Annotated in this window: 20 protein-coding genes; 8 read left to right on the top strand and 12 right to left on the bottom strand. The window is 68.0% G+C overall.

The window, feature by feature from the left end; all coding sequences use genetic code 11:
- Nucleotides 1-105 precede the first annotated feature (105 nt).
- From BN2156_RS04065 to infC, 4 genes are read right to left on the bottom strand one after another with little or no spacing between them, the layout of a single operon-like run.
- Entirely contained in the window at nucleotides 106-849 is a 744-nt protein-coding gene (locus tag BN2156_RS04065; protein ID WP_090510483.1) for a TrmH family RNA methyltransferase, read from the bottom strand.
- A 23-nt stretch (nucleotides 850-872) separates the two neighbouring features.
- The gene (gene rplT, locus BN2156_RS04060; RefSeq protein ID WP_090510481.1) at nucleotides 873-1,271 is read right to left on the bottom strand and encodes a 50S ribosomal protein L20; all 399 of its coding nucleotides are present in this window, start codon (nucleotides 1,269-1,271) and stop codon (nucleotides 873-875) included.
- Nucleotides 1,272-1,311: 40 nt separating this feature from the next.
- Nucleotides 1,312-1,506, bottom strand: coding sequence for a 50S ribosomal protein L35 (gene rpmI, locus BN2156_RS04055; protein WP_036449598.1), 195 nt, complete (start codon nucleotides 1,504-1,506; stop codon nucleotides 1,312-1,314).
- Nucleotides 1,507-1,529: 23 nt separating this feature from the next.
- Nucleotides 1,530-2,165, bottom strand: a complete 636-nt coding sequence (gene infC, locus BN2156_RS04050; RefSeq protein ID WP_090510478.1) for a translation initiation factor IF-3 — start codon at nucleotides 2,163-2,165, stop codon at nucleotides 1,530-1,532.
- Between the two features lie 227 nt (nucleotides 2,166-2,392).
- Here infC and BN2156_RS04045 point away from each other — a divergent pair, with 227 nt between their 5' ends.
- The 3 genes from BN2156_RS04045 (at nucleotide 2,393) to BN2156_RS04035 (ending at nucleotide 7,556) form a co-directional block, all read left to right on the top strand.
- Nucleotides 2,393-2,752 carry a DUF1844 domain-containing protein gene (locus BN2156_RS04045; protein ID WP_090510475.1) on the top strand — a complete coding sequence of 120 codons (360 nt, stop codon included), beginning with the start codon at nucleotides 2,393-2,395 and terminating at the stop codon, nucleotides 2,750-2,752.
- Between the two features lie 68 nt (nucleotides 2,753-2,820).
- Nucleotides 2,821-6,147, top strand: coding sequence for a bifunctional lysylphosphatidylglycerol synthetase/lysine--tRNA ligase LysX (lysX, locus tag BN2156_RS04040; protein ID WP_090510472.1), 3,327 nt, complete (start codon nucleotides 2,821-2,823; stop codon nucleotides 6,145-6,147).
- Between the two features lie 74 nt (nucleotides 6,148-6,221).
- Entirely contained in the window at nucleotides 6,222-7,556 is a 1,335-nt protein-coding gene (locus BN2156_RS04035) for an alpha/beta hydrolase (RefSeq protein WP_235625331.1), read from the top strand.
- A gap of 3 nt (nucleotides 7,557-7,559) precedes the next feature.
- Here BN2156_RS04035 and BN2156_RS04030 read toward each other — a convergent pair whose 3' ends face one another.
- Together BN2156_RS04030 and BN2156_RS04025 are read right to left on the bottom strand one after the other, a co-directional pair.
- On the bottom strand, nucleotides 7,560-8,648 hold the full coding sequence (locus tag BN2156_RS04030) for a hypothetical protein (protein WP_090510467.1): 1,089 nt from the start codon (nucleotides 8,646-8,648) through the stop codon (nucleotides 7,560-7,562).
- Nucleotides 8,645-9,985, bottom strand: a complete 1,341-nt coding sequence (locus tag BN2156_RS04025; RefSeq protein WP_407661609.1) for a hypothetical protein — start codon at nucleotides 9,983-9,985, stop codon at nucleotides 8,645-8,647. The genes BN2156_RS04030 and BN2156_RS04025 overlap by 4 nt, the downstream gene beginning before the upstream one ends.
- 61 nt (nucleotides 9,986-10,046) lie before the next feature.
- On the opposite strand from BN2156_RS04025, the gene BN2156_RS04020 reads away from it, so the two are divergent.
- Entirely contained in the window at nucleotides 10,047-10,490 is a 444-nt protein-coding gene (locus BN2156_RS04020) for a hypothetical protein (protein WP_090510465.1), read from the top strand.
- A 1-nt stretch (nucleotide 10,491) separates the two neighbouring features.
- Here BN2156_RS04020 and BN2156_RS04015 read toward each other — a convergent pair whose 3' ends face one another.
- The 3 genes from BN2156_RS04015 to BN2156_RS04005 all read right to left on the bottom strand — a co-directional run bounded on the left by BN2156_RS04015 (nucleotide 10,492) and on the right by BN2156_RS04005 (nucleotide 13,996).
- Complete coding sequence (locus BN2156_RS04015; protein WP_090510462.1) at nucleotides 10,492-11,703, bottom strand: CHAT domain-containing protein; 1,212 nt, start codon at nucleotides 11,701-11,703, stop codon at nucleotides 10,492-10,494.
- Nucleotides 11,685-13,430 carry a hypothetical protein gene (locus BN2156_RS04010; protein WP_090510460.1) on the bottom strand — a complete coding sequence of 582 codons (1,746 nt, stop codon included), beginning with the start codon at nucleotides 13,428-13,430 and terminating at the stop codon, nucleotides 11,685-11,687. Before BN2156_RS04010 ends, BN2156_RS04015 begins: the two co-directional genes overlap by 19 nt.
- A 71-nt stretch (nucleotides 13,431-13,501) precedes the next feature.
- Nucleotides 13,502-13,996 (bottom strand): lipoprotein LpqH, encoded by a 495-nt coding sequence (locus tag BN2156_RS04005; RefSeq protein WP_162490814.1) that lies wholly within the window; start codon nucleotides 13,994-13,996, stop codon nucleotides 13,502-13,504.
- 92 nt (nucleotides 13,997-14,088) lie between these two features.
- On the opposite strand from BN2156_RS04005, the gene BN2156_RS30785 reads away from it, so the two are divergent.
- A complete protein-coding gene (locus tag BN2156_RS30785; protein ID WP_162490728.1) occupies nucleotides 14,089-14,454 on the top strand; it encodes a hypothetical protein in 366 nt (121 codons plus the stop codon).
- A 3-nt stretch (nucleotides 14,455-14,457) separates the two neighbouring features.
- Nucleotides 14,458-15,627 carry a winged helix DNA-binding domain-containing protein gene (locus BN2156_RS03995; RefSeq protein WP_090510455.1) on the top strand — a complete coding sequence of 390 codons (1,170 nt, stop codon included), beginning with the start codon at nucleotides 14,458-14,460 and terminating at the stop codon, nucleotides 15,625-15,627.
- Here the strand turns inward: BN2156_RS03995 and uvrA are convergent.
- On the bottom strand, nucleotides 15,617-18,511 hold the full coding sequence (gene uvrA, locus BN2156_RS03990) for an excinuclease ABC subunit UvrA (protein WP_090510452.1): 2,895 nt from the start codon (nucleotides 18,509-18,511) through the stop codon (nucleotides 15,617-15,619). The genes BN2156_RS03995 and uvrA overlap by 11 nt on opposite strands.
- A 73-nt stretch (nucleotides 18,512-18,584) precedes the next feature.
- Between uvrA and BN2156_RS03985 the strand changes: the two genes are divergently transcribed.
- Nucleotides 18,585-19,268, top strand: coding sequence for an MBL fold metallo-hydrolase (locus tag BN2156_RS03985; RefSeq protein ID WP_090510449.1), 684 nt, complete (start codon nucleotides 18,585-18,587; stop codon nucleotides 19,266-19,268).
- Nucleotides 19,269-19,275: 7 nt separating this feature from the next.
- On the opposite strand, the gene BN2156_RS03980 is transcribed toward BN2156_RS03985, so the two are convergent.
- Complete coding sequence (locus BN2156_RS03980; protein ID WP_003884746.1) at nucleotides 19,276-19,719, bottom strand: universal stress protein; 444 nt, start codon at nucleotides 19,717-19,719, stop codon at nucleotides 19,276-19,278.
- A 370-nt stretch (nucleotides 19,720-20,089) separates the two neighbouring features.
- Here BN2156_RS03980 and BN2156_RS03975 point away from each other — a divergent pair, with 370 nt between their 5' ends.
- Complete coding sequence (locus BN2156_RS03975) at nucleotides 20,090-21,628, top strand: glycosyltransferase family 39 protein (RefSeq protein ID WP_090510447.1); 1,539 nt, start codon at nucleotides 20,090-20,092, stop codon at nucleotides 21,626-21,628.
- A gap of 1 nt (nucleotide 21,629) precedes the next feature.
- On the opposite strand, the gene BN2156_RS03970 is transcribed toward BN2156_RS03975, so the two are convergent.
- Nucleotides 21,630-22,475, bottom strand: a complete 846-nt coding sequence (locus tag BN2156_RS03970; protein WP_090510444.1) for an acyl-CoA thioesterase — start codon at nucleotides 22,473-22,475, stop codon at nucleotides 21,630-21,632.
- Between the last annotated feature and the right edge of the window lie 86 nt (nucleotides 22,476-22,561).

Below are 22,561 nucleotides of genomic sequence, written 5' to 3'. Positions count from 1 at the left end.
TTGGCACATGGCCCACCTCCGACGCCCATGATCGCCGCTTGCCGGCGCGAGCAGACGCAGATGTACCCGACACGCCGAAGTCTTGGGGCTTTTTGTCTGCTCGCGCTAGAGACGGTGCGCGCGGGCGCTCTGATACAGACAGATCGACGCCGCCGAGGCGACGTTGAGGCTTTCGGATCGGCCGGGCATCGGAATGTGCACGCGGTGATCGGCCGCCGCGGCCAATTCGGTTGGCAGGCCGTGGGCTTCGGGCCCGAACAGCCAGGCCGTGGGTCCGGCGAGGTCTACATGGTCGAGGCTGACCTCGCCGTCGATAGTGGTCGCCAGCACCTGCAGCCCGGCCGCCTGCAGCCGTGCCACGACGGCGGCCGCGTCGGGCTCGCTGATCACCGGCAGCGAGAAGATGCTGCCGGCCGAGGACCGCAGGCACTTGCTGTTGTACGGGTCCACGCTGTGGCCGGCGAGCACCACCGCGTCGGCACCCATCGCGTCGGCGGTCCGGATCAGCGTGCCGGCGTTGCCCGGCTCCGAGATCTGCACGGGCACCGCGATCAACCGGGGTGCGCCGGCCAGCACCTCATCGAGGGAGACCTCCGGCAGCCGGCACACCGCGACGAGGCCTACCGGGGTGACGGTGTCCGACAACGCTTTTGCCGCGCGTTCGGTGACCAGTTGCACCGGCGCGTCGGCGAGCAGCTCACCGAAGCGGTCGAGCGCGGCCTCGGTCACGAACACCTCGGAAACGAGTCCGCGCCGCAACGCGGCCTCGACGAGGTTGGGACCCTCGGCAAGGAAGCGTGCGGCGCGGCGGCGCCCGATGTGGCGCTGCAGTTTGACCGCAGCGGCCACCCGGGCAGAACGCTCGGTGAGCGTCAGGCGGCCTCGTCAGAGGACGTTGACGGCGCATTCACATCGCTGGGCAGAGCGGCCTTGGCGACCTCGACCAGCGCGGTGAACGCGGCGGCGTCGCTCACGGCGATCTCGGCCAGGTTCTTGCGGTCCACCTCGACACCAGCGGCCTTGAGGCCCTGGATCAGGCGGTTGTAGGTGATGTCGTTGGCGCGGGCCGCGGCGTTGATACGCGAGATCCACAGCTTGCGGAACTCACCCTTGCGGGCGCGACGGTCGCGGTAGGCGTAGGTCAGCGAATGCAGCTGCTGTTCCTTGGCCTTGCGGTACAGGCGGGACCGCTGGCCCCGGTAACCCTTCGAGGCCTTGAGTACGGTCCGCCGCTTCTTCTGGGCGTTGAGTGCGCGCTTCACGCGTGCCATGGGATGTTCCTATTCTCGTTCGGTACGGGGAGCGGCAGGTCTAGCCGTTGAGCAACTTGTTGACACGCTTGGTGTCGTTGGCTGCGACCACGGTGCGGCCGTCAAGCCGGCGGGTGCGCTTGGTGGCCTTGTGCTCCAGCAGGTGGCGGCGGCCGGCCTTCTGACGCACGATCTTGCCGGTCCCGGTCTTGCGGAAGCGCTTGGATGCTCCGCTGTGGGTCTTCGCCTTGGGCATGAATCCTCAGTTCTGTGTTGAAGCTAGTTCTGCGTGACGTCTGGTTCTTCTGGTGCGGCCTGCTGCCCGCCCGGGCGCTCGGCCTGCTCCGCTGCCTTGGCGCGAGTCTTCGCGCCGCGGTGCGGTGCCAGCACCATCGTCATGTTGCGGCCGTCCTGCTTGGCTGAGGTCTCGACGAAGCCGTACTCGGCCACATCTGCGCCCAACCGCTGCAACAACCGGTACCCGAGTTCGGGCCGGGACTGCTCGCGTCCGCGGAACATGATGGTCACCTTGACCTTGGACCCGGCTTCGAGGAAGCGGACCACATGGCCCTTCTTCGTCTCGTAGTCGTGATCGTCGATCTTGGGACGCAGCTTCTGTTCCTTGACGACGGTCTGCTGCTGGTTCTTGCGAGACTCGCGCTCCTTGAGTGCCGTCTCGTACTTGAACTTGCCGTAGTCCATGATTTTGCAAACCGGCGGCTTGGCGCCTGGCGCAACTTCGACAAGGTCGAGATCGGCATCCGCGGCGACGCGGAGGGCGTCTTCGATGCGCACAATGCCTACCTGCTCGCCACCTGGTCCGATCAGGCGGACTTCTGGTACACGAATGCGCTCGTTGACGCGGGTCTCAGTGCTGATGGGGCCTCCTATGTTGGGTCTGCCGAGGAGACCCACCCATCTGCACTTCTGCCCCGAAGAACAGAAAAGCCCTGCTCAAAGCAGGGCCCAATGCCGACCGATCACGGCTTGCGCCGCCTGTACGTCCAGTTCTGGAGCACAGAACCGGCGTCCGAGGACACCGGCGACCGGACCGTTGTACCTTGTGGTCAACGGTGGGAGTGGGACTCCACTTGCTGTCCCTGACGTGAGCCGGGACGGTCGCGCATGACAGTCTAGCAGGCATGACCGATCCGACCGAAACGCCCGACAGCGCGACGCCGCAGGTGCGGGAGCTGGCCGACATCCCCGCCGTGGAGGTGATCACCCGGGCGGCGCTGATGTTGATGAGCGCCGCGGCCGAGAAGATCGGACTTTCTGCCGAGGATCCCGAGGACAGCCCGCACCGCGATCTTGACGAGGCTCGCCGGATCATCACCGCACTCGCCGGTCTCGTGACCGCATCGGCCGAGTACCTGGGACCGCACGCGGGTCCGGTGCGCGACGGGCTCAAGAGCCTGCAACTGGCGTTCCGCGAAGCCAGTGCGCATCCCGACGAACCGGGCAAAGGCCCAGGCGAGAAGTACACCGGCCCGGTCTGGTAGCCGGCCGCGGCGAAGTCTGTGCGCGCGCTCAACCCAATTGACGGGTTGAGCGCCTATTCTCCGGGCGTATGACCGTTATCAGCCGCGGCCACCGCGCCGGGGTCCAGCCCGCGTCGAGGTTCTCCTGGGTTCCCGCTGCAGCCGGCTGGACCGTCGGGGTCATCGCCACCCTGTCGCTGATCGCCAGCGTGTCTCAAACGGTGCGCTGGTTGATCCAGGTCCCGCGAGAATTCGTCAACGACTACATCTTCAACTTCCCCGACACGAGTTTCGCGTGGGCGTTTGTGCTGGCGCTGCTGGCCGCGGCGCTTGCCGCGCGGAAGCGGATCGCCTGGTGGATCCTGGTGCTCTACATGGTGGGCGCCGTCGGCTGGAACCTCGGCGATCTCGTCACGGGCGGCGACCCGCTCGCCGAGGACGTGGGTGAGGTAATCGGCCTGGTCTTCCATGTGACCGCCATCGTCTGTCTGGTGCTGGCACGCAACCAGTTCTGGGCCAAGGTGCGCCGCGGCGCCCTGCTCAAATCGGCCGTCGTGCTGGTCGCCGGCATGGCGATCGGCATCCTGGCCGCGTGGGCGCTGCTGGAGTTGTTCCCCGGCACCCTGGACCCGGAGTGGCGGCTGCTGTACGCGGTCAACCGGGTCAGCGGATTCGCCACCGTTCCGACCGAGGTGTTCGAGGGCTATTCGCATCCGTTCCTCAACGCGATCTTCGGCTTGTTCGGCGCACTGGCCCTGATGGCGGCCGCGATCGTGTTGTTCCAGTCGCAACGCGCCTCCAACGCGCTGACCGGTGAGGACGAGTCGGCGATCCGGGGTCTGTTGGAGGTCTATGGCAAGAACGACTCACTGGGATATTTCGCCACCCGTCGCGACAAGTCCGTGGTGTTCGCACCCAACGGCCGGGCCGCGATCGCCTACCGCGTGGAGGTGGGCGTGTGTCTGGCCGGTGGTGATCCGGTCGGCGATCCCAAGGCCTGGCCGCAGGCGATCGCGGCCTGGTTGCAGTTGTGCCAGACCTACGGCTGGGCCCCGGGCGTGATGGGCGCCAGTTCGGCGGCGGCCGAGGCGTTCCGGGCGGCCGGGCTCAACGCGCTGCAACTCGGCGACGAGGCCATCCTGCATCCGGAGAACTTCCGGCTGTCCGGACCCGACATGCGGGCGGTGCGTCAGGCCGTCACCCGGGCCCGGCGCGCTGGGACGTCGGTGCGTATCCGGCGCCACCGCGAGCTGGAGCCGGCCGAGATGGCCGAGGTGATCCAGCGTGCCGACGCCTGGCGGGACACCGAAACCGAACGCGGCTTCTCGATGGCGCTGGGCCGGCTCGGCGATCCGGCCGACGGTGACTGCCTGCTCGTCGAGGCGATCCAGCAGCGTAAAGACGCCTCAGAGCCTGAGGTGGTGGCGTTGCTGTCGCTGGTGCCGTGGGGCACCAACGGCGTCTCGCTCGACGTCATGCGACGCTCCCCGCAATCCCCCAACGGCACCATCGAGCTGATGGTCAGCGAACTGTGCATGCAGTCCGAAGGCATTGGGGTCAGCCGGATTTCACTGAACTTCGCGATGTTCCGATCGGCGTTCCAGCAGGGTGCGCAGCTGGGCGCGGGCCCGGTGGCCCGGCTCTGGCGGGCGCTGCTGGTGTTCTTTTCCCGCTGGTGGCAGCTGGAGACGCTGTACCGCTCGAACATGAAATACCAACCGCAGTGGGTTCCGCGGTACGCCTGCTACGAGGATGCCCGGATGATCCCGCGCGTCGGGGTCGCCTCGGTGATCGCCGAGGGTTTCCTGGTGCTGCCGTTCTCCCGACGCAACAAGCAGCACACCGGCGAACACGTCGCGGCCCCGGCCGACCTGGTGGACTCGGGCCGGCTGCACCACGACGGCAGCGCGCCGGACCTCAACGGGCTGCAAGCCGAGCTGGCCGACGAGGACCCGCAGCGGCTGCCCGAGCAGGTGCGGGTGCGGATGGACAAACTGCGCCAGTTGCAGGCCAACGGGGTGGACGCCTATCCGGTGGGCCAGGCCCCCAGCCATACCGTCGCGGCCGCACTGGAATCCGCCGACGGTGCCGCGGTGAGCGTGGCCGGACGGATCCTGCGGGTCCGGGATTACGGCGGCGTGCTGTTCGCCCAACTGCGCGATTGGTCGGGCGAGGTTCAGCTGTTGCTCGACAATGCCCGGCTGACCCAGGCCGGCACCGCGGAATTCACCGCCACCATCGACCTCGGCGATCTGATCGAGGTGACTGGCTCGATGGGGCGCAGCCGCAACGGCACCCACTCGCTGCTGGTGGACAGCTGGCGGCTGATCGGCAAATGCCTGCGCCCGCTGCCCGACAAGTGGAAGGGCTTGACCGACCAGGAGGCCCGGGTGCGGGCCCGCTATGTGGACCTGGCGGTCAACACCGAGGCGCGCGAGTTGATCCGGGCCCGCAGCGGCGCCCTGCACGCCATCCGGGAAACGTTGTACGCCAAGGGTTTCCTCGAGGTGGAAACCCCGATCCTGCAGCAGATCCACGGCGGTGCCAACGCCCGGCCGTTCCTGACCCACATCAATGCCTACGACCTGGACCTGTATCTGCGGATCGCGCCCGAGCTCTACCTCAAGCGGTTGTGCGTGGGCGGGGTCGAGCGCGTCTTCGAACTGGGCCGAGCGTTTCGCAACGAGGGCGTGGACTTCAGCCACAACCCGGAGTTCACGCTGCTGGAGGCCTACCAGGCCCATGCCGACTACAACGTGTGGATCGACGGCTGCCGCGAGTTGATCCAAAACGCCGCCCAGGCGGCCAACGGAGCCCAGGTCTTCCAGCGGCCGCGCGCCGACGGGGTCCTCGAACCCGTGGACATATCGGGTGAGTGGGCGGTCAAGACCGTGCACGACGCGGTGTCGGAGGCCCTCGGTGAGCACGTCACCGTCGAAACGGATCTGGCCACGCTGCGCCGGCTGTGCGATGCGGCGAACATCCCCTACCTGACGCACTGGGACGCCGGGGCCGTGGTGCTGGAAATGTACGAGCACCTGGTCGAGGACCGCACCGAAGAGCCCACGTTCTACAAGGATTTCCCGACCTCGGTCTCGCCGTTGACCCGGCCGCACCGCAGCATCCCCGGGGTGGCCGAGCGCTGGGACCTGGTGGCCTGGGGCGTGGAACTCGGGACCGCCTACAGCGAACTGACCGACCCTGTCGAACAGCGCCGCCGGCTCCAGGAACAGTCTTTGCTGGCCGCGGGCGGTGACCCCGAGGCCATGGAGCTCGACGAGGACTTCCTGCAGGCCATGGAGTACGCGATGCCGCCGACGGGCGGTCTCGGGATGGGCGTGGATCGGGTCGTCATGCTGATCACCGGACGCAGCATCCGAGAGACACTGCCCTTTCCGCTGGCCAAACCTCGTTAGCAGGTGCCTCACAGCCGATCCCAAGATTCGGCGGCAACGATATCGGTGTGACGTTCACTCACCACCTGTCCTTGATGCACGGCTGGGTTCCGACCAGTGTCCAAGTCATCACCGCCGTGGTGCTGATCGCCGCAATCGGCTGGCGTACCCGCCGCTGGGCGTTCACCTGGCTACCGCTGGCGGCCGCGGTGGGCGGCATCCTGGTCGCCGGCACCAACTGGTACATCGAGTCCGAGGGGCTGGCCGGCAACCCCGCACCCCGGTCGCTGTGGGTGTGGATCGCGCTGACCGGTGTGGCGGTCGTGGTCCTGGCCGCCGGGTGGCGCGGCAGCCGGCGGTGGCGGCGCGGCACCGCGGTCATGGCGGTGCCGCTGACCCTGTTGTGCACGGCGCTCGCGCTGAACCTGTGGGTGGGCTACTTCCCCTGGGTGCAGACCGCGTGGAACCAGTTGACCGCAGGCCCGCTGCCTGATCAGACCGATCAGGTGACGGTGACGGCGATGCAACGCCAGGGCACCATCCCGGCCAAGGGCAGCGTGGTTCCGGTCGAGATCCCCAACACCGCTTCGGGTTTCCGGCATCGCGGTGAATATGTGTATCTGCCGCCGGCGTGGTTCGCCGCCAATCCCCCGCCACAGTTGCCGACGGTGATGATGATCGGTGGCGAGTTCAACACCCCGGCCGACTGGATGCGGGCGGGCAACGTGATCAAGACGATGGACGACTTCGCCGCGGCCCACCACGGATACGCGCCGGTGCTGGTGTTCGTGGACCCGGGCGGCACGTTCAACAACGACACCGAATGCGTCAACGGCAAGCGCGGGAACTCCGCCGACCACCTCACCAAAGACGTTGTGCCGTATATGAACAACCACTACGGCGTGAAACCTGCCGCAGCGGGTTGGGGCATCGTCGGCTGGTCCATGGGCGGTACCTGCGCGGTGGACCTGGCGGTCATGCACCCCGAACTGTTCAGTGCGTTCGTGGACATCGCCGGTGACATCGGCCCCAACTCGGGCACCAAGGCGCAGACCATCGACCGGCTGTTCGGCGGGAACGCCGCGGCCTGGGATGCCTTCGACCCGAGCACGGCGATCACCCGGCACGGCCAGTACGAGCAGACCGCCGGGTGGTTCGACGTCAATGACACGTCGACGGCAGGCAAGCCTCCGGGCCGCGCCAACGATCAGGCCAAGGCCGCCAACGCGCTGTGCGCGCTCGGCTCGCAACACGGCATCGCGTGTGCGGTGGTGACCCAGCAGGGCACCCACGACTGGCCGTTCGCCAGCCACGCGTTCTCCTCGGCCCTGCCCTGGCTGGCCGGTGCGATCGGTACCCCACAGGTGCCCGCCATCGGGTTGCCGCAGTCGTCGAACTCGCCGGCCTACATCCAGACCGCCGCCAAGTAGCGGTCAGTAGTCGGATTCGGCCGCGCGGATCTCGGCGAGGAACGCGTCGGCTGGGGGTGCGGCCAACCGGGCCCGCGCGAAGGCGCGCACCCGGGCCCGCTCCGGTGCGGACTCGGTGATCCCCTCGGCGCCGACGCTCACGGTCGTGTGCGACCAGTCCAGGTTCCAGGCCCGGGTTTCGCTGAGCCGCTGCCCTTCCGGATCCCGCAACGGCAGCACGGCGCGGCCCGCGGCGTCGAGGACACCGGAGCCTTCGCAGCCGGCGCCGCGCAGTTCGACGCCGATACCCGCTGAACCAGGGCCCGCGAGCGCCACCTGCACCACCGCGTCGGCCTCCTCACCGGTGCCCGTCACCGACCACTCGATGGTGTCCTCGGCCGCGTCGAACACCCCGGGCGGCACCGCCGACCAGACCACGGTCCCCGCCCCGCGCACGATCAACCCCGGCTCGCCCGATCCGTCGCCGCGCCCGGCCGCCAGGGCGTAGTCGTCCCGCCGGGGCACCGTGGTGGTGCGGTCAGGCCAGTCCAGCCCGAGGTCACCGGCCAGCTCCCGGCATTTCGCCACCAATTCCGTGACCCTCGGATCACCTTGACCGGCAAGAGAGTTCAACGTTTCCGGGTGGGGCGCCAGCAAGGCTGCCGCGTCGGAATCGAGGGTGTCGTCGGTGAAGAAGTCCTCGGCGGCCGCCGTCAGCAGGGCGAGTTCCGCGTCGAGCACCGGTCGCTCCAGCGCACCGATGCCGTCCCGGTCACTGGCGGGCCACCAGCGACGCAGCCAATGCCCGATCGCCAACCGCCGCAATGCATCCGTAGAGCCGGGCAGGAGCTGCACCCCGGGCAGCTCGATCGGCTGCCCCGGCTGCCGACCGGCCAGCGCTCCCAGGGCGGCAACGTGGCCGGCCTCGCCGAGCACCCGCCACAACCAATCCGCGCGCTCGGGGTCGGTGAAGGTGATGGAAGGTGGTTCGTCGGCTCCCCCATCCACCACCCACGACAGCACGGCGCCGCTGACCTCGAGCACCGCGGTCACCGGCGCGCCGCCGGTCGCCCGGCCGGTACTCCACAGGCCGCCGTCAGCTGTCAATCTCACTGTGACACCTGCACTTCCAGCATTGACTTGATGCGTTGCCGGTGGTCGAGGCTGACCGATCTGGCCACCCCTTCCAGCAAGGACCGTAGTTCGTCGACATCCGTGCAGGGCTCCTGCCACACGTCGCGTCCGTGCAGTCGCGCCCACAGCCGGCTCAGATACGGGCGGGCGAACGCGCCGAGATCCTCGATCACCTGTTGCTGGCGCGGGTGCACCGCCGTGCCCGCGGCCAGATAGCGGCGGGCGTGCAGCACGTACGCCTCCTTGGCCAGCCGGGCCTGAATGCGGGCCGACAGTTGATAGCGTCCCCGCACCGCGGCGTCGAGCGGGTGCAGATCGGTGGCCACCTCGATGCCGGTGAGCAGGGCGGCCTGCTTGTCCTCGGCGAGCAGCCCCCATGGCGCACAGGCGCGGTCCACTTCCTCGGCGCACAGCAGCGGGATGTCCGGCAGCTCATCGCGGTCCAGTGCCCGGCGCAACGTCGCCCGTACCCGGTCCACCACACTGCGGTCCAGCGGACGGTCCCCGTCGGCCTGACCGTTGATCGATGGTGGCAGTTGCGGCACAACCGAACTCAGCCCGATCTCGGCGATCGACCATGGCAGTGCGGCGTCGGTGTGGCGCACCCCGGCACCGAGGTTGTGCGGGGTCGCATCGGCCACCAGCGCCGCCCACACCCGCTGCCGGGCCGCTTCCGCGCGGTGGCTGTCGGCCGGGCCGAGCACGGTGATCAGCCCGGCGAAGAACGGGCCGGTGATGGCGTCGGACCCGACGACGTCGCTCCAGCTGCGCTCGAGTTGGTGGCGTAATCGGTCGATGATCTGCGGATCGGCCACGTACTCGTTGAGCGCCTCGATCGCGGTGCGGTCACGGCCTTCGTGCAGGTCGGCCAATACGTCTGCGGCCACCTGCGCGCGGTCGGCCGCAGGGGCACCCCGCGTCACCGCGAGTTCGAAACACACCGGGAAATAGAGCTCCTGGGCATTGCCGGTGGTGATGCGCAACCGCCGGCGCTGCTGTTTGAGCTCGGCGAACCAGGCTGCGGCGGCCCGCAGATGGGGGCCGCTGTGCACGATCTGCTCGTGCAGTGCGGCGGCCACGTCCGGAGCCAGCACCGGTGCCGAATAGTGCGTATTGCTGCGCAGCCTGAGCACCAGAGGGTCAATGATGCGTTTCACCGTCCGGCGCAGCGGCCCTCCGTCGTCACCGCTGAAGACCTCGACCCCGGGGCCGAGCGCGCGCCAGGCCCGGTCGATCGCAGCGCGGCGCGGCTGGGCCGAATTCACGCCTGAATTGGCGCCGGCCTCCGCCCCGGCCGTGTCGGACCCGATGCTCACCGGCACCAGGATAGAGCCGAAGTTGGGTTCGGTAGCGCTCCCCCGGCCGGACGCTGAGGACATGACCGACGCCGTGCTCCTCACCGTCCTGTGCCTGTTCTGCGCCGGCGCCGCGCTGTCCGCCACCCGCCGGCCGGGGTGCGCCCGGCCGAACGACGAGGCCGACGAGCGTCTGGTCACCCTGGGCGAGCTGGTGGCCGAATTCGACCACATGCTGGTTCGCAAGGGATTGCTGACCGGTGCACAGGTCGCGCTGATCCGGACCGGCACCCGATCGCGCGGGATCGTCACCGGCATGCGCGCCACCGGGGCGATGCGTGAGGACTATCGCGAGGTCGAACTCGATCTGATGGTGAGCCGGCACGGCGGCGGGCAGTTCCCGGTGCGCCAGCGCGCGATGGTTCCGGCGACGGCACTGGGCAAGTTGTCCCCGGGGAACGTGATCGACACCTACTACCGGCCCGGCGACGAGAGCATCGTCGCGGTCTGCGTGGGCCCGGCCTGATTCAGCGGACGCCGTCGACGGTGAAGGTGGCCAGCGCGGCCCAGTGCAGTGGGCTGGCCGTCCGGTCACCGTCTCGCCACCGGCGCATCACGGCCCGCTGCCAGCGGTTCACCGCCAGCCCCGCGTCGTCCTCGCGGTGAGCCAGATCGACTCCGACGATGGTGTCGGCCATGGGATCCGCCTCGGGAACAGTGCCGAACTGCCGGAAGCCCGCTGTCGTCGGCAGCGACCACAGCGTCGCGGTGACCAACTGGGCCCCGCCCAGGATCATGGCGGCGACCAGCCCGGCGGCCTCGTCGAACCGGTAGTCGCCGCCGGATGCGCAGGCCAGCAATGCCACTCGGGGCGGAACCGGCAACCGCGTCGCGATCATCTCCCCCGCGGTCAGCGGCCGGCCCTCGGCCAGATGCAGCGCTGCGCGATCGGCGTGCCCGGCGGTACCGTCAGCCGCGCTGGCGTGCCCGACGTAGAGCAGCCGGCTCGGGTCCTGCGCGCACACGTCCGCCAACCAGTGCCGGTCGGTATCGGTACGACGGAACAGCTCGACGGCGTCGGCAACCTTGGGTAGCACGGCGTGGGCGGCGACCAGATCACCGAAATGTGCCGACAGCGGCGCCTGCGGTGCGGGCCGGCCCAGCACCGAGCCCAGCGGCGAATCGGGCCGCTGCCCGGGAATCCGCGGATCCAGCACCAGCACCGGCGGGCGGCCCAGGCGGTCTTGCCAGCGGACGGGGCTGCGTGGTGCGTGAACAATGTTGGGCGGCACGGACATCAGCACGTCCACCAACTCCATCAACCGGAAACCGTCGGGTCCCGGCATCGCCAGCTGGCCCCACGGCACCCGACCCAATCGGGGGCTCGGCGTCACGAAGAGCACCGGCCGCGTCTCGGCGACGCAGTCGGCCAACAGCTGCCAGCCACCGATCCCGATCAGGTGCGAGCCCAGCAGCCGGGCCAGTTCCAGTTCGGTCTCCGCGGTGGCGAAGGCTCCCGTGGTCACGGCCCGTTCCACCGCTTCCGCGGGTGTCTCCGAACCGATCGGATCCGGCAACGACGGGTTGAGCGCGACGTCCACCGCCTGCATGTGCGGCTCCTCGATCACCCAGGTGACCGAACGTTCCGGCGCCCCCACCACACGGAGACTGACGTAGGTCGCGATGCCGACGTCGGCGAACCGCATCACCAGGGTCTCGGTCACGGCCAGGTCGTCCATTCGGCACCGGCGGCGGTGACATCGCGGCCGTAGCGCTGCAGTGCCAACTCGCGGTAATGGCTCATGATCGGACCAGAGCTCGGATCCATCCGCAGCGCGGGCAGCGGTCCGAGCCTGGTCAGCGCACCTTCGCCGCCGACCGGGGCTGCGGCCGCCGCTACCGCCAGTTGTGGTGCGAGTTCAGCTTCGACGGGGACGACGGCCGTGGCGATGTCGGTCCAGTCAGCGGCCGGACCCGGTTCGGTCGTCTCGTCGGTGGTGAAAGTCCCTCGTGCACTGTGGTATTCGATCAGCTCACAGGTCAACTCGGTGTTGTCCGATTCCCAGGCGACCGCGAACGCACCCGCCATCAGGGGAGCCGAGACGCCGTTGGCCCACCTGGCCCTGGCGCCGGCGTCGGTGATCGTGTAGCGCACCGAGTCGACAGCCAGGGCGGCCGGGACTTTCAGGTCGGCGGCCCGGTCCAGTTTGACCATGGCCCGGCGGTATTCCGGTGTGCCCGGGGCGCAGTCGACGACACCGAGTCCGGCCTTGTGCCGGGCCTCCACCTGGTTCCAGTCCTGCCCGGGTTCACCCAGGCCGTCGAAGCCCATCTCCCGGAGCGCATCGGCGCGCCAGATGTTGCCCAGGTGCGCATCGAGCCGGGCGTATTGCAGCCAGCTGTGTCGCGGCGAAGCGTCCAGGAACTCGCGGGCCTGCTCCACCAGTTGTACAGCTTCGTCGAAGGCACCGCGGAAGATGGCGATCCAGCTGCGCTGCAAGAGGATCCGGTGAATGTGGAGGGGTTTGCCCAGCTCGCGCCAATGGCGCTCGGCGTGTTCCCAGCATTCATCGGCTTCTTTCAAGCGACCGAGTCCCACCCGGATCAGTCCGAAATACAGCCAGCTGCGAGAGACGTCATGAGCGCGAGCGTGTTCGGCGATCACCGGGTAGGCCGCGGTGATCAGCTCTTGCGTCTCGGCATAACGGCCGGCCGACCACGCCGACGCTCCGCGCTCGAGCTGGGCACGCGCGGTGGCGAGTTTCCAGTCCCGGGCCTGAGCGCGGGCACCGGCCCGGCGCAGCCAGGGCTCGGCCTCGTCCAGACGGCCCGACTCGATACAGAACCGGCCGTAGCCCAGCGCGCCGGTGACGAAGAGGTGATCGGTCTCGGCGTCGTCAGCACCGGGCTGCGCATCCTGCAGGGCGTCGAGCACCTCGGCCCACACTGGCGCCGATGCGGCATACAGGTCGTCGTCGCACAGGCCGGTCGCGATCAGAATTCTGGTGTGGCAGATCAGGTTCCGATGCTCGGCCCGCAGGTCGTCGAATTCTCCGCCGACCTCGATCAGCGCCTGCAGATGCGTCGCGGCGCGGTCGTGGTCGCCGCGTGCCGCGGCCAGGCCGGCATCGAGGAACTCGGCTCGGCGGGCGTACCGGCAGACCATGTGGTCGATGTCGTGGTCGGACATGGTGGTCTGCGCGGCTAGGTCGGGGCGCTGCCCCGAGCGGATGGCACTGTAGATCGCCAGACAGTCGCGGATGCGGGAATTACTTTCCACCACACCCTCATACGCGGTGCGCACCAGGTAGATCTCACCGAGTTGGGCGAACACTTCAAGCGCGTAGTCGTCGCGGTCGGCCAGCTCGATCTGCGGCAGCAGCGCGACCAGCAGGTCGCGGGCCGCGAGCTCGTCGGCAGCCAGCGCCAGGTGACGGGCGCGTTCCAGGTCGCCGGCGATGGTCACCGTTGCACCATATAAAAGTGGCGGGTGTGCCCGGCACATGGTGTGCCGGGCGCACCCGCCGTGTCGGGAGATCAGCTGCAGGACACCGTGATGGTGAACGGCTTGTTGATCATCCCGGCCATCGGGTTCTTCATGTCGGCGCCCGATGCCTCACCGGTGATGGTGTAGGTGTCGCCGTCGACCTTGACCTCGGCAGAGCCGACCTTGACGCCCATGGCCTCACTCACGGCCAGCGCGCTGCCGTCGTAGACCAGACCCAGCGATTCGACCTTCGGGGTGGCCTCGTCGGTCATCACCACGCCCAGGCCCTGCTGGCCGCCGATCGCGGCGCTGCCGATGTTGACCTTGCCGCCCTGCTTCACACAGGTGACCGAGTTCAGGTCGAGGCCGGCCAAGTCCGATCCGTCGACCTTGACCTGGGCGTTGCTCCCGGAGCTGACCTTGGCCGCGGCCGCCGATGCGGCCGGCTTGTCCGCGGGCTTGTCGGCCGGCTTGTCGTTCGAGCAGCCCACCAGCACCGCACCGGTCGCGAGCAGTCCCATGGCGCCTGCGATAACTCGATTGATGGTCATTGCGTCTTCCCCTTCGTTCCGCGTTGCCCCGATGGCTCCGTCGTGTCATCAGTCAAGGCGGAGCCACGTGCTACCGATCCCAAGAAATGTCGGTTCTCGCAGGTAACGTGGGTTTCGTGACGAAGGATCCAGAGCAGCCGGACAAGCCAGAAGAAGCCCAGGACGCCACTGTGGTGGAGGGCGAGGTCGTTCCCGCAGCTCCGGCCCCAGGGCCGGTGGGTGCGCCGGTCGAGGTGCCCGACACCGGGTACACCGCCGCCGGGGTTCCGACGTTCGATGCGGTGCGGGAGAAGATCGAGACCCGCTACGGCACGGCGATCGGGGCGTCTGAACTGGCCGCGGAAACCCCTGAGGGCCGCTCCATCGAGGAGCAGTACGAGAAGCGCCAGGAGGCAGCAGCCGAGCGCCTGCGGCAGATCCGTGAGTCCATGCACAAGCAGGACGACGCCTGATCCGTGCGGACGTTCACCCTCGCCGAGCGCCGGGCCCGGCTGGCGCGGCGTCACTTCCTGAGTCGGCAGGCTTCCTCGATCAGCGATGCCACGGGCGCCTTCGTCGGCCTACACGCGACTGACCCCTCGACTCCGTACCTGTCCCTGTGGGCGCGCCTGCCCGGCTTCACCGTCGACGATCTCGACACCGAGTTGTATGAGCGGCGCACAGTGCTCAAACACCTGGCGATGCGCCGCACGCTGTGGATCGTGCGCGCCACAGACCTGCCGCTGGTGCAAGCCGGGGCCAGTGATCGGGTGGCCGGCAACGAGCAACGCAAGCTCGTCGGTGACGTGGAGAAGTGCGGTGTGGCCGCTGACGGCGCCCGGTGGCTGGACGCTGCATGCCAGGCGGTGCTGGCCCATCTGCGCGAGCATGGACCGACCCCGGCGGCGCAATTGCGCACTGCACTGCCCGAACTCGCCGGCAGCTACGACCCGGCTCCAGGTAAGCGCTGGGGCGGTGAAACTCCGCTTTCCCCAAGGGTTTTGACGGTGCTCGGGGTACGCGGTGAAATTGTGCGCGGCCCCAACGACGGCACCTGGACCACGTCGCGGCCGCGGTGGACGGTCACATCCGACTGGCTCGGGGCTTCGGTGCCACCGGCCGAGCACGACCAGGCCCGCGCCGAGCTGGTGCGAGCCTGGCTGCAGACGTTCGGCCCGGCCACCGTCGCCGACATCAAATGGTGGTTCGGCAACACCCTGACCTGGGCTCGTCACGCGCTGCGCGACATCGGAGCGGTCGAGGTGGAATTGGCGGATACCCCCGGTGCCGTCGGGTATGTCCTTCCCGACGACCTCGACGTGGAGCCGGACCCGGAACCCTGGGCGGCGCTGCTGCCCGGTCTGGACGTCACCACGATGGGCTGGTTCGACCGTGACTGGTATCTCGGAGAGCATCGGCCCCACGTGTTCGACACCAATGGCAACGCCGGTCCCACCGCATGGTGGAACGGCCGGATCGTGGGCGGCTGGGGTCAGGACGCCGACGGCGACATCCAGCTGCACCTGCTGGAAGAGGTCGGCCGCGACGGAACCCGGGCGTTGCGGCAGCGCGCCGACGCGTTGACCGAATGGCTGGCCGGGGTACGCACCAAGCCCCGCTTCCCGTCCCCCTTGTCTAAGCGCTGACCTTGCGCCGCTTGGGTTTCGGCACAGGCACGTCGATCAGCTCGGCGAGGAACTGGCCGGTGTAGCTGGCCGGGTTGGCCGCGACGTCCTCCGGGGTTCCCTGCGCGACGACCGTCCCGCCGCCGGCACCGCCCTCGGGGCCCATGTCCACGATCCAGTCCGAGGTCTTGATGACGTCGAGGTTGTGCTCGATCACGATCACCGTATTGCCCTTGTCGACAAGACCGTTGATCACCTTGAGCAGTTTGCGGATGTCCTCGAAATGCAGGCCGGTGGTCGGCTCGTCGAGGATGTAGACCGTACGCCCGGTGGAGCGCTTCTGCAGTTCGGCGGCCAGCTTGACGCGTTGCGCCTCACCACCGGACAACGTCGGCGCCGGCTGTCCCAACCGCACATAACCCAGACCGACGTCGACCAGGGTCTTGAGGTAGCGGTGGATCGAGCTGATCGGCTCGAAGAACTCGGCGGCCTCCTCGATCGACAGGTCCAGCACCTCGGCGATGGTCTTGCCCTTGTAGTGCACCTCAAGGGTTTCCCGGTTGTACCGGGCCCCCTGGCACACCTCGCACGGCACATACACGTCGGGCAGGAAGTTCATCTCGATCTTGATGGTGCCGTCACCCGAGCAGGCCTCACAGCGACCGCCCTTGACGTTGAACGAGAACCGGCCGGGCTGGTAACCGCGGACCTTGGCCTCGGTGGTGGCGGCGAACAGTGACCGGATCTTGTCGAACACCCCGGTGTAGGTGGCCGGGTTGGACCGCGGGGTGCGGCCGATCGGCGACTGGTCGACGCGGACCAGCTTGTCCAGCTGATCGAGACCGTTGACGCGGGTGTGCCTGCCGGGCACCTGACGGGCACCGTTGAGCTTGTTGGCCATCACCGAGGCCAGGATGTCGTTGACCAGCGTCGACTTACCCGAGCCGGACACGCCGGTGACGGAGGTGAGCACGCCGAGCGGGAACGCGACGTCGATCTCCTTGAGGTTGTTCTCCCGCGCGCCGACGACGGTGACCTGCCGACGCTTGTCGGTGGGCCGCCGGATGGCCGGAACCTCGATGCTCTCCTTCCCGGAAAGGTAAGCACCCGTGATGGATTCAGGGTTGACCAGTAGATCCTGGTAGGTGCCGCTGTGCACGATCCGGCCGCCGTGCTCACCGGCTGCCGGGCCGATGTCGACCACCCAGTCGGCGTGCGCGATGGTGTCCAGGTCGTGTTCGACGACGATCAGCGTGTTGCCCAGGTCGCGGAGGCGCACCAGGGTGTCGATCAACCGGCGATTGTCACGCTGATGCAGACCGATGGACGGCTCGTCGAGCACGTAGAGCACGCCGACCAGCCCCGAGCCGATCTGGGTGGCCAGCCGGATGCGTTGTGCCTCACCACCGGACAGTGTCGCCGCGGCCCGCGACAACGACAGGTAGTCCAGCCCGACGTCGAGCAGGAACCCGAGCCGCGACTGGATCTCCTTGAGTACCTGACCGGCGATGGCCTGCTCGCGATGGCCCAGCGTCAGCGCGTTCAAGAAGTCGGCGCAGTCGGCGATGGACAGCTCGGACACCTGGGCGATGGACTTCGCGCCGAACTCTCCCGCGGCCATCGTGACCGCGAGAATCTCGGGCTTCAGGCGCGTGCCGTTGCACTCCGGGCACGGGATGTCGCGCATGAAGCCCTCGTAGCGTTCCTTCATCTGCTCCGAGTCGGTCTGCTCCATGCGGCGTTGCAGGAACGCCATCACGCCCTCGAAATCGGCGTAGTAGGACCGGGTGCGGCCGTAGCGGTTCTTGTAGCGAACGTGGACCTGCTCGTCGCAGCCCTCCAGGATCGCCTTGCGCGCCTTGGCCGGCAGCTTCTTCCATGGGGTGTCGACGTCGAAGCCCAACGCGTCGCCCAGGCCGGACAGCATCCGGGTGAAGTACTCGGCGCTCTGTCCCACGGCCCACGGCGCGATCGCGCCGCCGGCCAGCGTCAGCTCCGGGTCGGGCACGACCAGTTCGGGGTCGACCTCCTTGCGGATGCCCAGACCCGTGCATTCCGGGCAGGCGCCGTAGGGCGAGTTGAACGAGAACGACCGGGGTTCAAGATCATCCACGGCCAGCGGGTGGCCGTTGGGGCAGGCCAGCTTCTCGGAGAAGCGTTGTTCGCGGTGCGGATGGTCGTCCTCACGATCGACGAACTCGAGCACGACGATGCCGTCGGCCAGGTTCAGCGCGGTCTCCACCGAGTCCGTGAGCCGTTGCTTGGAGCTGGCCTTCACCGTCAACCGGTCGACGACCACCTCGATGTCGTGCTTTTCCTGCTTCTTGAGCTTGGGCGGATCGGTCAGCGAGTGCACCACGCCGTCCACCCGCACACGGCTGTAGCCCTGGGTGTTGAGCTTCTCGAACAGGTCGACGAACTCGCCCTTGCGGGTGCGGACCACCGGCGCCAGCACCTGGAACCGCAGGCCCTCGTCCATGGCCAGGACCTGGTCCACGATCTGCTGAGGGGTCTGCCGAGCGATGCGCTCACCACACACCGGGCAGTGCGGGGTGCCCGCGCGGGCGTACAGCAGACGCAGGTAGTCGTAGACCTCGGTGATGGTGCCCACGGTCGACCGGGGGTTGCGGTTGGTCGACTTCTGGTCGATCGACACCGCCGGGGACAGGCCCTCGATGAAGTCGACATCGGGTTTGTCCATCTGTCCGAGGAACTGGCGGGCGTACGCCGACAGCGACTCGACATAGCGGCGCTGGCCCTCGGCGAAGATGGTGTCGAAGGCCAGCGAGGATTTGCCGGACCCGGACAGGCCGGTGAACACGATCAGCGCATCACGCGGCAGATCGAGGTCGACTCCCCGCAGATTGTGCTCACGCGCACCCTTCACGATCAGGCGGTCAGCCACGCGTTTCCTTTCCTACGACAGACTTCACGCCCATGCTATGTGCGGCCACCGACAAGCCCGATACCGTGGCGCTATGACCAGCCCTCACATCGCGGTGGACGACACGTACACCGGTCACCAGGAACCGGGGACCGCCGCCCGGCGCACCCTGCCGAATGCCTCGATCATCAAGGTGTCGGTAGGTCCCATGGACAACAACGCCTACCTCGTGACCTGCAATTCCACCGGTGAAACCCTGCTCATCGACGCGGCGAACGACGCCGAGGTGCTCCTCGACGTGATCAAACAGCAGACGCCCAAGCTGTCCCTGATCGTCACCAGCCACCAGCACTTCGACCACTGGCAGGCACTGGAGTCTGTGGCAGAGGTCACCGGCGCACCGACTGCCGCACATTCCCTGGACGCTGAGCCGCTGCCGGTGAAGCCCGACCGGATCCTGGCCGACGGCGACACCATCACGATCGGCGACCTCACGTTCGACGTGATCCACCTACAGGGCCACACCGAGGGATCCGTCGCGCTGGCCCTCAAGGGCGGCGACGGCGTGACCCACCTGTTCACCGGTGACTGCCTGTTTCCCGGCGGTGTCGGCAAAACCTGGCAGCCCGGCGACTTCGAACGGCTACTGGGTGATGTGAGTGCCAAGGTGTTCGACGTCTTTGACGACCGCACCGTCGTCTACCCCGGCCATGGAGACGACACCACGCTCGGCGCCGAACGTCCCCATCTCGGAGAGTGGCGCGAGCGCGGTTGGTAGTCGCCCGTCAGCTGGTGTGAACGATGAGCACGTCGGTCTTGGACCGGCGTGCCACGTTCGCGGGCACCGAGCCCAGCAGCCGGCCCGCGATCGTGCTCAGGCCCACGTTGCCGACCACCAGCAGATCCGCCTTGACGTCTTCGGCCAGCTCGACGAGTGCATCGACCGGGGCGCCGACGACCGGCCGCTCCTCGATGTCAGTGGCACCGGCGGCCTTGGCTCGATCGGTCGCCTCGCGGAGGATGGCGTAGATCGGCGCATTGCCGGCCATCTTGTAGCCCTCGTCCTTGAGCACGTCGGCGGCACGCTGGTCTTCGCTCTGGGGGAAGTACGCGGTTGCCACGATCAGCTTGGCATTCGAGCCGGCGGCAATCTGACCGGCGCGGTCGACTGCACGCAACGACGAATCAGATCCGTCCGTGCCGACCACCACGGTTCGATACGCGCTCATCAATACCCTCCCACTGTCAGTTGCAACGCCACCCGAGACAGTAACCTGTTGCCGCTGACCAGGGGTGCGAATCACGACACCCATACGGACAGCCGACAACTGGACCCGATTATCGGCGTCCCGATCGGCGAATCGGCACTGATGTTAACCCTCGCAACCGAAAAATCGGTGCTGACCGTGACGTAGTCGACGTCGACCGAATCCGGGTTGCCGTCAGGACCATTCACCGCGCGTAGTGATCCAGCTCATCCACATCGCCGTTAGCTGTTACCGGTCGGCGATTGTGGGCAATAGCACTGTCGGAGAAAGCGAGTCGGGTGGTCACAGGTTAATCTTTGCCATCGGTTGAGGGGGTGACACGGTCGCTGACGTGGATCTATCGCTGAATGAGCGCGCCGAGGGCGCGGGCCGGCGCGTTGATCGCGACGCCCGATTCGACGCCCTGGCGGTGGCGGCATTTGCCATTGTGCTGTCCGCCTTGGGCGCCGCCCGGCCTTCGCTGTGGTTCGACGAGGCCGCCACCATTTCGGCGGCCACCCGATCGGTTTCCCAGCTCTGGGACCTGATCGGCCACATCGACGCTGTGCACGGCCTGTATTACCTCGGCATGCACGGATGGTTTGCCGTGTTCCCGGCAACGGAGTTCTGGTCGAGGTTCTCGAGCTGTCTGGCCATCGGTGGCGCCGCCGGCGGTGTGGTGGTTCTCGGCCGGCAGTTCAGCGGCCGGACGGTATCGGTCTGTGCGGGAGTTCTTTTCGCGATGCTGCCGCGGGTCACCTGGGCAGGCATCGAGGCCCGGTCCTATTCGTGGTCGACGCTGGCCGCGGTGTGGCTGACGGTGCTGCTCATCGCCGCGATCCGGCGCGACCGCACCGCGCTGTGGCTGTCCTACGGTGCGCTGCTGGTGTTTTCCACCGTGCTGAACATCTACGTGGTGTTGATGGTCATTCCGCACGCCGTGGCCCTCGCGATGCTCGGTGACCGTCGTCGCACCCGTACCAGATGGGCCGCGGTTACCGCGGTTGCGGTACTGATCGTCGTTCCCTTCATCCTGTGGTGCCGTTCGCAGAGTTTCCAGGTCGGCTGGATCTCGTCGCTGGGCTTGCACACGGTCACGGAAGTCCTCGTGGAGCAGTACTTCGACCACAGTGTGGCCTTCGCGCTCCTGGCCGCCGTGGTGCTGAGCGCACCCCTGCTGGTCAAACGGTTGCGACCCAACGATGAGGGGACGCGGCAGTTGGTCGTGGTGGCCGCGGTGTGGGTGGTTGCCCCGACCGCCGTGCTGCTGGTGTATTCGGCTGTTGGCCAACCGCTTTACTACCCGCGCTACCTCTGTTTCACGACGCCGGCGATGGCGCTGCTGCTCGCCGTGGGTGTGGTGGCACTGGCCCGCAGCCGCGAATGGATCACCGCGGCACTGGCGGTGTTCGCCCTGGCCGCTACACCGAACTACATCACCGTGCAGCGCGGCCCATACGCCAAGGAGGGCATGGACTTCAGCCAGGTCGCCGACGTCATCTCAGCGCACTCGTCCCCCGGCGACTGCGTCATCTTCGACAACACCACCTCCTGGAAGCCCGGCCCGATCCGCCCTATCACCGCCGCCCGTCCCGGCGCCTACGCCCACCTTGTCGACCCGGGGCGGGGCAAGCCCGCCTGGCAGCGAAATCGGTTGTGGGACGCGCACCTCGGGATATGGGGTGTCGCCGACGAGGTGCGCCGGTGCACGGTGTTGTGGACCGTGTCCGAACGTGACCCCTCGGTGCCGGCCCGACAGAGCGGGGCAGGCCTGGCGCCCGGACCGCGACTGGACCGCGCCCCGGCCTATCAGGTTCCCGAAAGAATGGGTTTCCACATCGTCGAACGCTGGCAGTTCAACTTCGCACAGGTGGTCAAATCCACCCGGTGAGTCAGCCGCGGCGGCGGCCGAAGTACATCTCCTGCGTCGTCGTGCACACGAGTTGCCCCGCGCGGTTGTACAGGGTCGCGCTGGCCAGCCCGCGCCCGTTGATGCCGCTCGGTGAAAGCTGGTCGGCCAAAACCCAATCCGTCAGATCCGCGGGGCGGTGGAACCAGATCGCCATGTCGATCAACGCCGAGAACGTGGTCACGTGGGTGGCACGCCGCATGGTCACCGTGGTGTCGAGCAGTGCGGTACCAGCGAAGTAGGTCAGCAGAGCACTGTTGATGATCGGATCGTCGGTCACGGGTTCGGCAGGACGCCACCACATCCGGGTACGCTCCGGCGGCTCTGCCATCTCGATGGCCAGCCGTGGCGGCGGGTCGATGTAACGTCGCTCGATCCACTGTGGGCGCACCCAGAACCCGTCGGCCTCGTCGGCGAACGCCTGCAACTGGTCCTCGACCCGGGGAAGAATTTCGGGGTCCGGCACCTCGGGCGCGCGTCGATGGTAGTCCGCCGCATCCATCGGGATGCTGAACGAGATCATCGCCTCCAGCAATATCTCTCCACCCTGGCGGGCGGTGACCTGGCGCGTGGACAGCGAGCCGCCGTCGCGCAGGTTGCTCACCTCCATCTGCACCGGATACCGGGCATCGCCGGCCCGCAGCAGGTACACGTGCAGGCTGTGCGGCAGCCGGCCAGGCACGGTGCGAGCGGCCGCGATCAGCGCCTGGGCAGTGAGATGTCCACCGACGATGTGATGGGTGGGGTTGTCCCGCTGTTCGGCGACGAAGGTGCCCTCCCCCGACTCCGTCAGATCGAGCGTGGACAGGACGTCGGCAAGGGGCAGCATGGGCACGGCAGCATTATTCGGGGCGGCTCAACATGAATCTTCCCGGGGTGCGTTGTACGGCTCGCGTTCGACCTATCCGGTCGGTG

The organism is Mycolicibacterium neworleansense (assembly GCF_001245615.1).
GTDB lineage: Bacteria > Actinomycetota > Actinomycetes > Mycobacteriales > Mycobacteriaceae > Mycobacterium > Mycobacterium neworleansense.
The sequence above is the reverse complement of the archived record's forward strand: the minus strand, read 5'-3'. Positions and strand labels throughout refer to the sequence as shown.